This window comes from Streptococcus sp. 27098_8_103 (genome assembly GCF_041432345.1).
GTDB classification, from domain to species: Bacteria; Bacillota; Bacilli; order Lactobacillales; family Streptococcaceae; genus Streptococcus; species Streptococcus mitis_BV.
Genome location: NZ_JAPVZK010000003.1, coordinates 96,035 through 111,159, shown reverse-complemented (window position 1 = coordinate 111,159; position 15,125 = coordinate 96,035). Strand labels below are relative to the sequence as shown.

Sequence of the window (15,125 nt, the reverse complement as noted above, 5' to 3'; positions counted from 1 at the left end):
AACCGCGATTTTTTTGTTACAAGTTCATCTTCAAAGTTCTTGATTTTGAGTAAATCTAATACTCAATAAAAATCAAAGAGCAAACTAGGAAGCTAGCCCCAGGTTGCTCAAAGCACCGCTTTGAGGTTGTAAATAAAGCTGACGTGTTTGGAGAGATTTTCGAAGAGTATAAAAACAAAGTTTACCCAACTGATCCTTCCATTTCATAGCTAATCAAACGGTTCAGCTCAACAGCATATTCCATTGGAAGCTCTTTTGTAAATGGCTCTACAAATCCCATAACAATCATCTCAGTTGCTTCAGATTCTGATAATCCACGGCTCATGAGGTAATATAGTTGCTCTTCTGAAATCTTAGATACCTTAGCTTCGTGTTCTAAAGCGACTTGTGAGTTGTGAATTTCATTAAAAGGAATGGTATCTGATGCTGATAAGTCATCCATGATAATAGTATCACACTCAATGTGAGAAACAGATTTCTTAGAGTTTTTGTTAAAGGTTACTTGTCCACGGTAGTCAACCTTCCCTCCGCCTTTAGCGATGGATTTAGACACAATAGACGAGCTTGTATGTGGAGCGTTGTGGATCATCTTAGCTCCAGTATCCTGGTGTTGCCCTGCATTAGCAAAGGCAATAGAAAGCATGGTACCACGCGCTCCCTCACCATCTAGGTAAACAGATGGGTATTTCATGGTTGTTTTGGCACCCAAGTTTCCATCAATCCACTCAACCGTCGCATCTTTCAAGGCTTTAGCACGTTTCGTTACCAAGTTATAGACGTTATCAGACCAGTTTTGGATAGTCGTATAACGCATATAAGCTCCGTCTAAGGCAAAGATTTCTACGATGGCAGCATGCAAGCTGTTACTTGAATAAGTTGGCGCTGTACATCCTTCTACATAATGGACACTTGCCCCCTCATCAACGATAATCAAGGTACGTTCAAACTGACCAGTATTTTCGTTGTTGATACGGAAGTAAGTTTGAAGTGGAATATCCACTTTGACCCCTTTTGGTACGTAGATAAAGGTTCCACCTGACCATACTGCTGAGTTAAGGGCAGCCAACTTGTTATCTGTCGGCGGTACCAACTTCGCAAAGTATTGTTTAAACAAGTCTGGGTATTCCTTGAGGGCAGAATCCGTATCTGTAAAGATAATCCCCAATTTCTGGAACTCTTCCTTCATATTATGGTAAACCACTTCTGACTCGTACTGGGCAGAGGCACCAGCTAGATAAGCACGCTCAGCTTCTGGAATCCCAATACGTTCAAAGGTTTCTTTAATCTTTTCAGGAACATCATCCCAAGAACGGGCTGGTTTATCAGATGGTTTTTGGTAGTAGATCAAGTCATCAAAATCAATCTCTGACAAGTCTGCTCCCCAAGTTTGCATGGGCATTTTTTTAAATGTTTCGTAAGACTTCAAACGGAACTCTAACATCCACTCAGGTTCTCCCTTTGCAGCTGATAGTTCACGAATGACATCTTCATTCAATCCTTTTCCTGTCGATAGGACAGGCTTTACATCATCATGGAAACCAAATTTATATTCACCAAGGTCAATTGGTTTTGGTTCTACTCTTTCTTCAGCCATAATATCCTTTCTTTCTTCATTTCTAATGATTCATAAGACAAAAGAAACTTGTCTTACTGATTTTCTTGATTTTCAATTGTTTTCTTCAGGGCGTTCCAAGCTAGGGTTGCACACTTGATTCGTTGAGGAAATTTGGCAACGCCTGATAAGAAAGCTGCATCTCCAAGTTGGTCTTGACGCTCATCTTTTTGCCCTTGAACCATTTCAGAAAAAATTGTCGCAAGTTCTAAAATTTCTTCTTTGGTTTTTCCTAAAACTGCATCCGTCATCATACTAGCAGATGCTGTAGAGATGGTGCAACCTGAGTTTAGAAAAGCGATATCCTCCAAACGATCCTCTGCATCAAACTTGACAGAGAGATTGATGACATCTCCACAGGTCGGATTATTGAGACTGATTTGTTCAGCTTCTTCTAACTTCCCTTGGTGATGTGGATTTTTCGAATGGTCCGCTACCACTGCCATATAAAGGCTATCTAGTTTAGAAAGTGCCATTGAAAAACTCCTTTGTCTTTTGTAAGGCATCGACTAGCTTATCGCAATCTGCCTTGGTATTGTAGATATAAAAACTTGCACGAGCTGTGGCTGGAACATCCAAATACTGGAGCAAGGGTTGCGCACAGTGGTGACCTGCTCGAACAGCCACTCCTTCATAATCCAAAGCAGTCGCAAGGTCGTGAGGATGAAGGTCACCTAGGTTAAAGGCAATGACACCTGAACGTTGAGCCAAGTCCTGCGAACCATAAATGGTCAATCCTTCAATCGCCTTCAGTTTTGGATAGACGTATGCGATTAATTCCTGTTCATGAGCTTCAATGGCATCCATACCAATCTTTTCCAGATAATCCACTGCCGCAGCAAGTCCAATTGCACCTGCCATATTAGGAGTTCCAGCCTCAAATTTCCAAGGCAATTCCTTCCAACTAGCAGATTGCTCATAGACAAAATCAATCATCTCACCACCAAATTCTACTGGTGACATTTGTTCCAGATACTTTTCTTTACCATAAAGAACACCAATACCAGTTGGACCAGCCATCTTATGACCTGAAAAGGCAAAGAAGTCCACATCCAAGTCCCGGACATCGATCTTCATATGAGGAGTAGATTGAGCACCATCCACCACCATGATGGCTCCAACTTGATGGGCCAATTGAGTGATTTCTTTGATAGGATTAACCACACCAAGAACATTGGAGGCGTGAGCTAGCGAAACAAACTTGACCTTGTCAGTCAATTTAGTTCGCAAATCATCCATATCCAGAGCTCCGTCCTTGAGATAAACATAGACAAGCTCTGCTCCAGTCTTGCGACAGGCCTCCTGCCAAGGAATGATGTTGGAATGATGTTCCATGACAGAAATCAAAACCTGGTCTCCCTCAGTCAAGACTTCCTCTGCAAAGTGTGCCACCCAGTTCAGACTGGTTGTCGTTCCTCTGGTAAAGAGAACTTCCTTTGTAGACCCTGCATTGATAAACTCACCAATAGTTTCACGAGCGGCTTCATAAGAAGCTGTCGCTCTTTCTGCCAAGGTATGAACGCCACGATGAACATTGGCATTGTCGTTCTCATAGTAGCGGTTAATCGTCTCCAGAACTGCTAGTGGTTTTTGTGTCGTCGCAGCATTGTCCAAATAAACCAATGGTTCATCATTAACAATCTGGTCTAAAATTGGAAAATCCTTGCGAATCACTTCTACATCTAACATAGGCTACCCCTTAGCGTTTTGACAATTTTTCTTCGATAGTCGCAATCATTTCATCACGAACTTCCTTGACTGGAATCTCAACGATAACGGAGCCAAGGAAACCACGAACAACCAAACGTTCTGCAGTTGCCTTATCTAAACCACGGCTCATGAGGTAGTACATGTCTTCTGGATCTACCTGACCGATAGAAGCCGCATGTCCTGCAGTTACGTCATTTTCATCAATCAAAAGAATTGGGTTGGCATCTGAACGTGCTTGGTCTGAAAGCATAAGAACACGGCTCTCTTGTTGGGCATCTGCTCCCTTGGCACCCTTGATAATGTGGCCAATACCATTGAAGGTCAAGGTTGCTTTTTCAAGAATAACCCCATGTTGTAGGATATTTCCGATTGAGTTGCAACCATAGTTAGTCACTCGCGTATCAATCCCTTGAACCTGACGACCACTTGAAAGAGCTACAACCTTGAGATCTGCATGGCTACCATTTCCAATCAAGTCGCTATCAAAGTCCGCAACGACGTTCCCTTCGTTCATGACACCGATTGCCCAGTCAATGCTTGCATCGTTGCCTAATTTACCACGACGGCTAATGTAAGCAGTGACGTTTTCACCTAGACGGTCAATCGCAGCAAACTTCACTTGCGCACCAGAACGTGCAATTACTTCTACTGTGATATTAGCAGTTGCTTTGGCACTTCCTTCACCGCGTGATTCTAAACGTTCCAGATAACTAATCTTAGAATTTTTACCAGCGATAATCATAATATGCTTGTTAAACGGCACATCACTATCGCTGTCTTGATAGAAAATTCCTTCGATTGGTTCTTTAATCTCAACATTATCAGGAATGTAGAGAACAGCACCACTATTGAAATAAGCTGTATGGTAGGCTGCCAACTTGTCATCGTCATATTTAACAGATGACATGAAGAATTCTTCGATCAGCTCTGGAATTTCTTCTAAAGCTGAGTGGAAGTCTGTAAAGACGACACCCTGTTCAGCCAACTCAACTGGAATTTGCTCAAAAACAGTTTGAGTTCCTACTTGCACCAATTTCAAGTGATTATCTAGAGCTGTGAAATCTGGAACATTTGCTGATGGCTCACTTTCTGTAATCGTTCCATCACCCAGATTCCAACGGTGGAATTTGACACGCTCAATAACTGGTAATTCCAAAGTCTCAATCTTGTCAAAAGCTTTTTGACGGAGATCAGCCAACCAGCTTGGTTCAGCGTGCATTTCTGAAAAAAGTTTAATATTTTCTTTAGTCATTTACTTCTCCTAAAAGATACGAGGGAATTACAATTCTTCCTTGTAGTCGTAGCCAAGTTCTTCAGCTAGTTTTGCGTATCCTTCACGCTCCAAACGCGCAGCCAATTCTGGACCACCAGAAAGGACAACACGACCTTCCATCATCACATGTACCACATCAGGTGTGATGTAGTTCAAAAGACGTTGGTAGTGAGTGATAATCATAGCACCAAAGCCTTCACCACGCATGGCATTAACACCTTTAGAAACAACTTTAAGGGCATCAATATCAAGACCAGAGTCAATCTCATCCAAAAGGGCAAAAGTTGGTTCCAACATCAAAAGTTGAAGAATCTCATTACGTTTTTTCTCACCACCAGAGAAACCTTCGTTGAGGTAACGCTCAGCCATTTCTTCTTTCATGTTGAGCAATTCCATCTTCTCATCCAATTTAGTGATAAACTCACGAACTGAAATCTTTTCATCATCTTCTTTACCAGCATTCATAGCTGCACGAAGAAACTCAGCGTTAGTAATACCAGGAATTTCTGATGGGTATTGCATAGCAAGGAAAAGTCCCATACGCGCACGCTCGTCAACTTCCAACTCAAGGATGTTTACGCCATCAAACAAGACTTCACCTTTGGTAACTTCATAGTTTGGATTTCCCATGATAGCGGCAGAAAGAGTCGACTTACCAGTACCATTTGGTCCCATGATAGCAGCGATTTCTCCTGTTTTCAGGGTCAGGTTAACCCCTTTTAAAATTTCTTTTCCTTCAATCTCAACGTGAAGATCTTTGATCTCTAATACTGACATGATAGTTCCTTTCTTTTTCAAGACCTTTACAGTTCTTACTGGAAACATACTTGATTTCCCTAGAAAATACGGTAAAAGGTCAATAAATATACTTTTATAGTATAACAAAAAAAAGCCTAAAAGGCTTTGATTTTGTCTAGAAGCTGAGGACTAGTCTTTTCCTTTTAAATGCTGGTCAATGACGTCTACAATCTTGCCCATCAAGTAACTAACTCGGAAATTTCTAAAAAGCAAAATGGCCCAAAAGGCTGCCATAATATAACGACCAGTCATCCAAGCTTCATTGAAAAAATAGGTCTCAGCAGCTGTAAACAGCGCGATGATAATAAATTGTTGTCTATTCATAAACTTATTGTATCATGAAATCTTTCTTTAGTCTTCCTCTACCTTCACTTTATCAGCCAAAAATTCAAATCCTTCTGGAATCAGACTTTCTTCTGCTTCTTTTTCAGTTTGAGAAGATTTTGCTTTGACTGAAAAGGCTGCGCGAACTTCTTTCCATTCCTCCATGGAAATAGCTAAAATCTCAGGTGAAAAACCTGCTGCCTGACTGAGGATGTTACCAAACATAGTGTTGAGATTGTCTCGTTTCATGGTTTGACCAGCATTGAAGTTAGACTCAAAAGCAAGAATAGCATGGTGTTCATTGGCCGCAACCGGTTGAGAACCAACTAGCAGAGCCTTATCAGGACCTCCAAGACTTTCAATCACCTCTCCCCAGGCATTCTGCAAGCGAATCAGATTTTGACGTGCTAAATCAGGATTTTCGACGGCCTCTTGTAAAATAGATTGCACTTTATTGCGATCCACACGATAGCCTGTCTTGCCTGCTGCTGGTCGACTAGGAGCTGGATTTGTTGGCTTGGCTACGGTTCCCACATTTGCGAGTTCTTGTTTAAGACGCGAAACTTCCTGTCTCAATGCAGAAATTTCATGTTCAACTGCACCAGAAAAAGCTGGTTCAAGCTTAATCTCTGCCAAACGGATAGTCATCATCTCAGCATAAATCTTGGGCTGCAAACTAGACTTAATATCTGCTAAACTAACTGTCGCCAAGCGAATCATTTCAAACAGATTTTCTTGAGGAAGTGCCAAATTTTCTACAAAGACTGGACTATGATGAGTGTTTTCTCCACCTGTTTGAACAATTAACAAGTCTCTTAAATAGTGCAAAAGATCGGTCACAAAACGAGTCATGCTCTTACCATTCTCAAAGAGAAGATTTAAGCAAGCTAAGGCTTTAGGAACATCCTGCTGAGATAAGGCAGCCACATAATCATCCAAGGCTGACAGACTAATAGTTCCTGTAACTTCTTCAGAGATGGCAGTCGTCAACTCGTTTCCCTGTGTCAAACTCAGGGCTTGATCTAAAATAGACAAGGCATCTCGCATTCCACCTTCAGCCCGTCTGGCAATGATTTCCACAGCCTCTGGTTCAGAACTGATATTTTCTTTTTCTAAGATATAGCGGATATGTTCCTTAATATCCTGTGTCTTAATCGATTTAAATTCAAAACGTTGCACACGGGATAAAATCGTAGCAGGTATCTTGTGCAATTCAGTAGTAGCTAAAATAAAGACCACATTCTGTGTTGGCTCTTCCAGCGTCTTGAGAAGAGCATTAAAAGCCCCTGTAGACAGCATATGAACCTCATCTATGATATAAACCTTATAACGGGCAAGACTAGGGGCGTAGGTAGATTTATCACGAATTTCACGGATTTCATCGACCCCATTATTAGAAGCTGCATCCATTTCGATGACATCTTCTAAACTACCATCCGTCACTGCCTGACAAATATAGCAGTTATTACATGGTTCACCACCCACTTGATTTGGACAGTTCATAGCTTTGGCAAAAATCTTAGCTACACTGGTTTTTCCCGTTCCACGTGGACCAGAAAAAAGATAAGCATGACTTATTTTCTCTTGCTCTACTGCTTGTTTAAGAGTCTTAGCTACAACTTCTTGACCAACCAACTGGGAGAAGTTTTGACTTCTATATTTTCGATAAAGTGCTTGATACATTAGGCTTTCTCCCCAAACATTGTAAAGTCCCATTCTGTCTTTTCAAGCAAAATAGCGACAAATTGTTCCAAATAATCTCGATCCATAGCATCATAATCATCAATCTCTGAAGAATCAAGATCTAGAACTCCAAGTAATTGACCATTCTTAACCATCGGAACAACAATTTCACTTTTAGCGCTACTATCACAAGAAATATAGTTGGGATAAGTCGTTACATCTCCAACAAGAACAGTTTCCTGAAAATGAGCTGCCTCACCACAAACCCCCTTGCCTAGTGCAATACGGATGCAGGAAACACCGCCTTGGAAGGGACCTAAAACCAATTCCTTTCCATCAAACAAATAAAAGCCTGCAAATACAGTATGGGAAAAGCGTGATTTTAGAAGAGCACTGGCGTTGGAAAGATTAGCCAAAACATTGGTTTCACCTTCCAATAAAAAAGATAGCTCTTCATTTAACATTTGATAACGTGATTGTTTTTCTGATTCTAACATAGGACTATTATATCAAAAAAGGCTTATAGACAAAAGAAAAATCCCTTGTTTAGAAAACAAAGGATTTTGTGAATTTTCAATTTGATTAAAGTTCGATATCACCGAACAAGTCAGCCATTGAGAATCCTGTTTGTGTTTCTGGAAGTTCGAAATCACGTTTTTCTTGACGTTTTGGACGACGTGGACGAGCAGCACGTTTTTCTTCTTTTTGTCCTTCTTCTTGAGCTGGACGCTCTTCAAGAGCTTTGATAGAAAGTGATACGCGCTCTGCATCTGCGTTAACTTCAAGAACTTTAACTTTAACTTCTTGACCAACTTTAAGAGCTTCTTTTGGATTTTCAATACGTTTGTGTGAAATTTGTGATACGTGAACAAGTCCATCGATACCTGGCAATACTTCAACAAATGCACCGAAGTCAGTCAAACGTTTAACTGTTCCTTCTACTACATCACCTTTAGCCAATTTTTGCTCAACGCCATCCCATGGTCCAGGTGTTGTTGCTTTAAGTGAAAGTGAGACACGTCCTTCTTCTTCGTTAAGATCAAGGATTTTAACTTCAATTTCTTCACCAACAGTTACAACTGATTTTGGTGATACGTTACGTTCGTGTGACAATTCAGTCAAGTGAACCAATCCGTCAACACCACCAAGGTCGATGAAAGCACCAAAACTTGTGATACGTGCAACTTTACCAGTTACTACATCACCAACAGCCAATTTACCGAATACTTCAGCGCGAGCTGCTGCTGTAGCTGCTTCAACAACTTCACGACGTGAAAGGATGAAGCGGTTTTCTTTAGCGTCAACTTCTTTGATTTTAGCATCAAATTCTTGACCTACAAAACGCTCAGTGTTACGTACGAAACGAGTATCCAACATTGAAGCTGGGATAAATCCACGAACACCTTCAAATTCTACTGAAAGTCCACCTTTAACGGCACGAGTTCCTTTAACAGTAACAACTTCTTCTTCGCGACCAACAAGTTTGTCCCATGCTTTGCGAGCTTCAAGGCGTTTTTTAGATACAAGGTATGTAACTGTATCAGTATCTTTACCAACTACTTGACGAAGTACAAGAACATCCAATACTTCTCCTACTTTAACAAAGTCATTGATATCTGCATCGCGATCGTTTGTCAATTCGCGAAGAGTCAAGACACCTTCAACACCAGTTCCAGAGATTGCAACGTTAGCTTGAGTCGCATCAACTGTCAATACTTCAGCACTAACAACATCACCAGTCTCAACTTGGCTAACGCTATTTAGCAAATCTTCAAATTCGTTCATCTAAAAAATCCTCCAACAATCAAGTTTTTCTTAAACTTGACATACTTATAATTTTTTTCCTAAGCACCCGCAAGGACATGTTCATATCGTTCACGTCTTTCAATTATAAAAATAAAATACCCTAAGATATTTTGCTTTTTATCTTGATCATTACCTAAGAACTGGGGTAGCTGGATTCGAACCAACGCATGAGGGAGTCAAAGTCCCTTGCCTTACCGCTTGGCTATACCCCATTGATGAAATGGAGAGAGAGGGATTCGAACCCCCGAACCCGAAGGAGCGGATTTACAGTCCGCCGCGTTTAGCCTCTTCGCTATCTCTCCTACAATCAACATGGACTATTATATCATGAAAATTTCAAAAAAACAAGACTTATTTTGCTAAATTATAATTTTCAATCAAAATTTCCACAGCTTTTTCCAATTTTTTATAAAAACTATCGACATTCCCATTCTTTATGATGGCAAATTGTCCATCTAATTCGGCAATTTCTCCGATAACTTTTTTACCAATGGTCAAGGTATAGCCTTCAAAACTGTCTTTTCCTACATTAACCTTGGCATCTGCTACTTGAATTTCAATTTTTTTATCTTTCTTACTCATTTCATACCTCTCTTCACTTTTTCTATTTTACAAGAAAATCCTAAAACTAGCAAGAAAAAACTCTATATCAGGCTTGTCTGATATAGAATTTTATGCTTTATTTAATGTGTTTTTCTAGTTCTTTTTGGTACTTACCATTTGATTCCAATTTTTCTTTTTGCCATTTTTTCAGTGCTTCTTCATATTCTTTTGTCGTAACGATATCTTTTTGCAATTTCATTCCTTTAAAGATATATGGGTCACCCTTAATACCAACTTGTGAGTATGGTTTTGAGAATGGCACTACATTACTTACAACTGGAGAACCACCAGATGAGGCTGTAGGCATCAATAATGAACTGTCTGTCAACCAAGCTTGAGCCTTGGCATATTTTTCATAGCGTTCTTCAAGATTTGTAGTTTCTGAATCGGCATCATCCAATAATTTCTTATACTGGTCTAAACCAAGTTTCACTACAACATCTTTATCTTTCCCCTTAGTAATACCAAGGTGTTTCATAGCAGAACCTGATTTAGGATCCATGATATTCAAGTAAGATGCTGGGTCTTGATAACTTGGAGCCCATCCTGTACTGTTCAAATCATAGTCTTTTTGAGAAGGAACACGCGCTTGAGAAGTGATAGTTTCCTTTTCATTATCTGTCATTTGAAGAACATCGATGACAACATTTTCAGCACCAAGAGTTGATTCGATAGACTGTTTGAAAGAGTTACTTTGTTGAACGGCGATGGTATCTGTTTGTTCAACTGGGACATCCAAGTGAATTGGGAAGTTTACCCCTTTAGATTCCAAGTCTTTCTTAGCTTTTTCAAAGGCTGCTTTAGCCTTGTCAGAGTTGTAGATAGAATCCTTACCATCGACTAGCTCAACACCTTTCCATTGATCACCATAGTTCACCAACTCTGCTTGAGCAATGTGACCAAAGTTCTTACCGCCTGCTTGCACGAAGTTGTCTGGAACGAGACTGTTACGAATAATCTTGTCCGCACCGTCTTCACCATTTAGCTGTGCAGCATAAGAATGGCGGTTGAAGGCAAAGTTGATAGCCTGACGGAAGTCCTTATTAAGCATAGCTTCTTTAGTAGAAGTCTTTTGTTCTTCACTTGTTTTCGCAGTTTTATTATATGACTGACGATTTACGTTAAAGGTAAAGTAATAGCTGCTTGAGTCCTGTGGGCTATAAGTGATTTTATCTCCGTATTGTTCCAAAGTAGAAGCAAAGTTTGAGCTACTTGGGAAGAGACGGGCTGTCGTATAGGCACCAGAAGAGAAACTACGAATCAACGATTCCTGATCAGAGCCATCGTAGTAGGTCAATTTAATCTTCTCTATTTTTACCTTTTCTTTATCCCAGTAATTTGGGTTTTTCTCGTATTCAATTAACGATTTAGATGTCAAGGTCTTCAAGATATAAGGACCATTGTAGAGAATTCCTGCTGGAGTAACTGCTCCATAATCTTTACCTGATGCCTTCAAAAACTCTTCATTTACAGGCAACATCGTCGCTGTTGTGACTTTAGAGTTCCAGAAGCTTTCTGGTTTGTTTAGGGTATATTCAACTGTGTAATCGTCCAAGGCCTTGACACCAACTGTAGAGAAATCATTGGTCTCACCAGTCATATAGGCATCCAAGCCCTTGATTGAATTTTGGATGAGAGAAACACCGTCTGACTTGCCGTCAGCTACGTGTTTTAGTCCTGTCACAAAGTCATGGGCTGTTACTTCTGCGTATTCTTCACCTTCTGATGTATACCATTTAACTCCTTTACGAAGTTTATAGGTATAAGTCAAACCATCTTTTGAGACAGACCAATCTTCAGCCAAGGAAGGAATAACATTTCCGTACTGGTCGTTTTCCATCAAGCCATCAACCACGTTCCCGATGACATCTGTTGTAGATGTACGAGTCGCTATACTATAGTCCAAAGATGCTGGATCTACTGCATAGACATATGAAAATGTTGTCGGTGCATCTGCTTCTTTATCAGCTTTTCCACAAGCCACTAAAAGAGCTGTTGTGCTCAGGACCACTCCTGCTGTTAAGAGCCACTTTTTCGATTTCATCAAAAATCTCCTTTTGTTTATTTTAATCTACTTTTACAATCCAACCTTCTGGCGCTTCAATATCACCAAACTGAATACCTGTCAATTCATCATAGAGTTTACGAGTCACAGGGCCAACTTCTGTTTCACTATAGAACACATGAAAATCATCACCGTGCTGAATTCCACCAATTGGCGAAATAACTGCTGCTGTACCACAGGCACCTGCCTCTACAAAACGGTCAAGGTTATCAATTGGGACATCTCCCTCAATAGGAGTTAAGCCCAAGCGATGTTCTGCCAAATAAAGCAAAGAATACTTAGTAATAGATGGCAAGATAGATGGACTCAATGGTGTTACAAACTCATTGTCAGCTGTAATTCCAAAGAAGTTAGCTGAACCGACTTCTTCAATCTTTGTATGAGTTGAAGGGTCTAGGTAGATAACATCTGAGAAATGACGTGATTTAGCCAATTTCCCTGGCAAGAGACTTGCAGCATAGTTCCCACCAACCTTAGCAGCACCTGTACCATTTGGAGCGGCACGGTCGTATTCATCCTGAATCAAGAAATTGGTTGGAACCAAACCACCCTTAAAGTAATTACCAACTGGCATAGCAAAGATAGTAAAAATGTATTCCTCTGCTGGCTTTACCCCGATAATATCTCCAACACCAATCAAAAGTGGACGAAGATAAAGGGTCCCACCTGTTCCATATGGTGGTACATATTCTTCATTGGCGCGGACAACTGCCTTACAAGCTTCTACAAACATGTCTGTCGGAACTTGTGGCATCAAGAGACGATCACAAGTACGTTGCAGACGTTTAGCATTTTCGTCAGGACGGAAAAGTTGAACACCGCCATCCTTAGTACGGTAAGCTTTCAAACCTTCAAAGGCTTGTTGTCCATAGTGAAGACTTGGAGAAGACTCTGAAATATGCAAGGTTGCATCTTCTGTCAACTCTCCTTGATTCCATTGTCCATTTTTAAAATGAGCAATATAGCGATAAGGTAATTTCATATAGGAAAAACCGAGATTTTCCCAATCAATCGTTACTGTCATATTCCACTCCTTATTCTAAAAACCTATTTCTTATATTCTACACTATTTTTCTAAAATAGCAAGCATATTTTGTAATTTTCAGAAAATTTCTTCAATAAAAAGAACCAGCTCTTAGAACTGATTCCTTCTACAAGTGAAAAATTAGTTATTTTCAACTTTTTCATCGTATTTTGGTCTTAGTGTTGTACCTGAGTTAACAATGGTACGTTTTTGAACAAGAGGAAGGTCTGTGCGATTATAAACTGTACGCCATGGTTCCCAAACAAGACCTGTTTTTTCTTGAATCTTCACGCGTATATTACGTACATTTCCTTTAAATTGAAGTTCAGTTTGGAAGCCTGCTGTTCTGTTTTTACCATTATCTTCCCATTGACGTGAGCGAATGCTTTCAACTCCATCCTTATCATAAGTTACTTCATCCCAGTAAACATAGTAACGAGCGATATAAGCTCCCTTATGCTGTAAATTGAGGTAACCATTTTTGTATGAAGTCACTTTAGTTTCAATGTAGTCTGTATTACTTTGAATTGTGGCTACTTGATTATCTTTCAAGAATGCAGTCTTATAAGAAATTGGAACAGCAGGATTTTGTGTACTGAAAGTAGCTCCTTCTTGAATCAATTTCTTCAAATCTTCTACTGTACCTGTCACAACACGTGCAGCGCCATCAGCATTTCCACCTACGATTGAAACTGTTACAGTTGTGTTCTTCAAGACACGTGCCCATTCAGATTCTGGTTTAATAGGCACTCCTTTGATGACAGCATTAATCGCTGCTTTCAACTCTGTACTCTTGCTTGTTGTTTCAAATTTGACATACATTTGACGTCCGTATGAAACGCTTGACACGTATACAGGAGGTGTTTTTTCATCAATTCCATGTGCTTTCAATTGATCAACTGTTACTCCTGGAGCAAATACATCTGATGGATTTTTTGGAGCATCAAAGTTAGCAGTAAAGTAAACTTGTTTAAAATCAACAACTTCAACTTGTTTTTCACCCTTGTTCACAGCCTCAAAGTCAATTTTCAAATTAACACCGACTTTTTCAAAATCACTTCCGAATTTTGCTTTCAATTGATTCATGCTGTAAGCAGAAGTTGATTCGTACTGCATACGTGCTGGAGCAGGATTTTTCGCAGCATATTTTTCATGCCAACGATTTAACAAGGTATTCACACCTTCCTGCATACCACTTACAGTTGGATTAGCATCTACATAGCTATCTCCGCCTACCATTCCTGGCAAATCAACACTAATTCTACCTTTGCTACGATCTAAACTAATTTGTTGTGGTTTATTTTCTAGGAGGTCTTGATTTGCTTTAAACAAAGCACCTAGGAAGATATCTCCGTTACCATTAATGGCAACATCTGCAGAACCATTAGAAAGGTTTTTCTTCACTTTTTCTACAACCACAAATTCATTTCCTTGTTGTTTTGTGCTTGTATTAGTGTAATTTTCTAATGCTTCGCCTTTTCTAGTTAAAATATTTAGTTTATCGTAATTTAAACCAAATAAATAGTTATTTAGCTCTGCAGTATAATCTTTTTTAGCTTTACTTTCTGTTTTAACTTGGTTTTCCGTTTTCTTATCTGCTACTACTTTTTCTTCCTTTACAGCACGATATACTTCAACTTCTGCTAAACTAAGAGGCGTTTTAGATTTATTTAATTCAATTTTTACATATCGTGCATTAACTCCTGAGAATTGAACATCAACTGTTGGTTGATTGTTTAAGCTATCGACATGTTGACGAGTTACTTCCTTACCATCTTTATCTAATAAAATAACATCAAAATTAGATAAACGATTAGCTACAACTCCATCTCCACGATTGTAAATACGAACAGTTCCCACACCTTCTTCTTTTGCTAGATCAACTTTCCACCAAGAATGATCTTGAAAATCTGTATGAGTAACTGAACGATTGTTCCAGGCATTATCACGATTACCGTCAACTGCTCTAGAAGCCTCCCCTTCATAAGCAGTCGAACTCTGACTTGCAGACTTATGAGCAGCAATATTTTCACCAGCAACTGCAGCAACGCTTGGTTCTGTTGCTTTTACTACATTTGTTTGAAATACAAGGCCAGAACCTAGCAAAAATGTTGCAATGGCAACACCACATACTCCAACGCTACGTTTACGAATAGAAAAACGAAATCCTTTATCTTGTTTGTTTTGAGACATACAAAACTCCTATATATATTTAAACGAATTATTT

At 39.7% G+C, this 15,125-nt stretch carries 13 protein-coding genes and 2 tRNA genes; all 15 read right to left on the bottom strand.

Annotated features, from left to right (window positions below; genetic code table 11):
- Positions 1-181: 181 nt before the first annotated feature.
- The 15 genes from sufB to O3599_RS01595 all read right to left on the bottom strand — a co-directional run bounded on the left by sufB (position 182) and on the right by O3599_RS01595 (position 15,091).
- Entirely contained in the window at positions 182-1,594 is a 1,413-nt protein-coding gene (sufB, locus tag O3599_RS01665) for a Fe-S cluster assembly protein SufB (protein WP_247939856.1), read from the bottom strand.
- 53 nt (positions 1,595-1,647) lie between these two features.
- A complete protein-coding gene (sufU, locus tag O3599_RS01660; protein ID WP_247939857.1) occupies positions 1,648-2,088 on the bottom strand; it encodes a Fe-S cluster assembly sulfur transfer protein SufU in 441 nt (146 codons plus the stop codon).
- The gene (locus tag O3599_RS01655; protein WP_000887745.1) at positions 2,075-3,301 is read right to left on the bottom strand and encodes a cysteine desulfurase; all 1,227 of its coding nucleotides are present in this window, start codon (positions 3,299-3,301) and stop codon (positions 2,075-2,077) included. The genes sufU and O3599_RS01655 overlap by 14 nt, the downstream gene beginning before the upstream one ends.
- A gap of 10 nt (positions 3,302-3,311) precedes the next feature.
- A complete protein-coding gene (gene sufD / locus O3599_RS01650) occupies positions 3,312-4,574 on the bottom strand; it encodes a Fe-S cluster assembly protein SufD (protein WP_153198813.1) in 1,263 nt (420 codons plus the stop codon).
- A gap of 27 nt (positions 4,575-4,601) precedes the next feature.
- Positions 4,602-5,372: a Fe-S cluster assembly ATPase SufC gene (sufC, locus tag O3599_RS01645; protein ID WP_000114489.1), complete on the bottom strand. Its 771-nt coding sequence runs from the start codon at positions 5,370-5,372 to the stop codon at positions 4,602-4,604.
- Positions 5,373-5,522: 150 nt separating this feature from the next.
- A complete protein-coding gene (locus O3599_RS01640) occupies positions 5,523-5,717 on the bottom strand; it encodes a DUF3272 domain-containing protein (protein WP_001081602.1) in 195 nt (64 codons plus the stop codon).
- 27 nt (positions 5,718-5,744) lie between these two features.
- Positions 5,745-7,400 (bottom strand): DNA polymerase III subunit gamma/tau, encoded by a 1,656-nt coding sequence (gene dnaX / locus O3599_RS01635; protein ID WP_261055630.1) that lies wholly within the window; start codon positions 7,398-7,400, stop codon positions 5,745-5,747.
- Positions 7,400-7,897, bottom strand: coding sequence for a GAF domain-containing protein (locus O3599_RS01630; RefSeq protein ID WP_247939859.1), 498 nt, complete (start codon positions 7,895-7,897; stop codon positions 7,400-7,402). The genes dnaX and O3599_RS01630 overlap by 1 nt, the downstream gene beginning before the upstream one ends.
- A gap of 85 nt (positions 7,898-7,982) precedes the next feature.
- Positions 7,983-9,185 (bottom strand): 30S ribosomal protein S1, encoded by a 1,203-nt coding sequence (rpsA, locus tag O3599_RS01625; RefSeq protein WP_001001630.1) that lies wholly within the window; start codon positions 9,183-9,185, stop codon positions 7,983-7,985.
- Between the two features lie 161 nt (positions 9,186-9,346).
- Positions 9,347-9,418 (bottom strand) — tRNA-Gln (locus O3599_RS01620).
- A gap of 9 nt (positions 9,419-9,427) precedes the next feature.
- Positions 9,428-9,508 (bottom strand) — tRNA-Tyr (locus O3599_RS01615).
- Between the two features lie 49 nt (positions 9,509-9,557).
- Entirely contained in the window at positions 9,558-9,788 is a 231-nt protein-coding gene (locus tag O3599_RS01610) for a DUF2969 domain-containing protein (protein WP_000037113.1), read from the bottom strand.
- A 97-nt stretch (positions 9,789-9,885) separates the two neighbouring features.
- Positions 9,886-11,853, bottom strand: coding sequence for a peptide ABC transporter substrate-binding protein (locus O3599_RS01605; protein WP_247939860.1), 1,968 nt, complete (start codon positions 11,851-11,853; stop codon positions 9,886-9,888).
- A gap of 22 nt (positions 11,854-11,875) precedes the next feature.
- A complete protein-coding gene (locus O3599_RS01600) occupies positions 11,876-12,898 on the bottom strand; it encodes a branched-chain amino acid aminotransferase (protein WP_247939861.1) in 1,023 nt (340 codons plus the stop codon).
- Between the two features lie 141 nt (positions 12,899-13,039).
- A complete protein-coding gene (locus O3599_RS01595; protein WP_247939809.1) occupies positions 13,040-15,091 on the bottom strand; it encodes a thiol-activated cytolysin family protein in 2,052 nt (683 codons plus the stop codon).
- Positions 15,092-15,125: the final 34 nt, after the last annotated feature.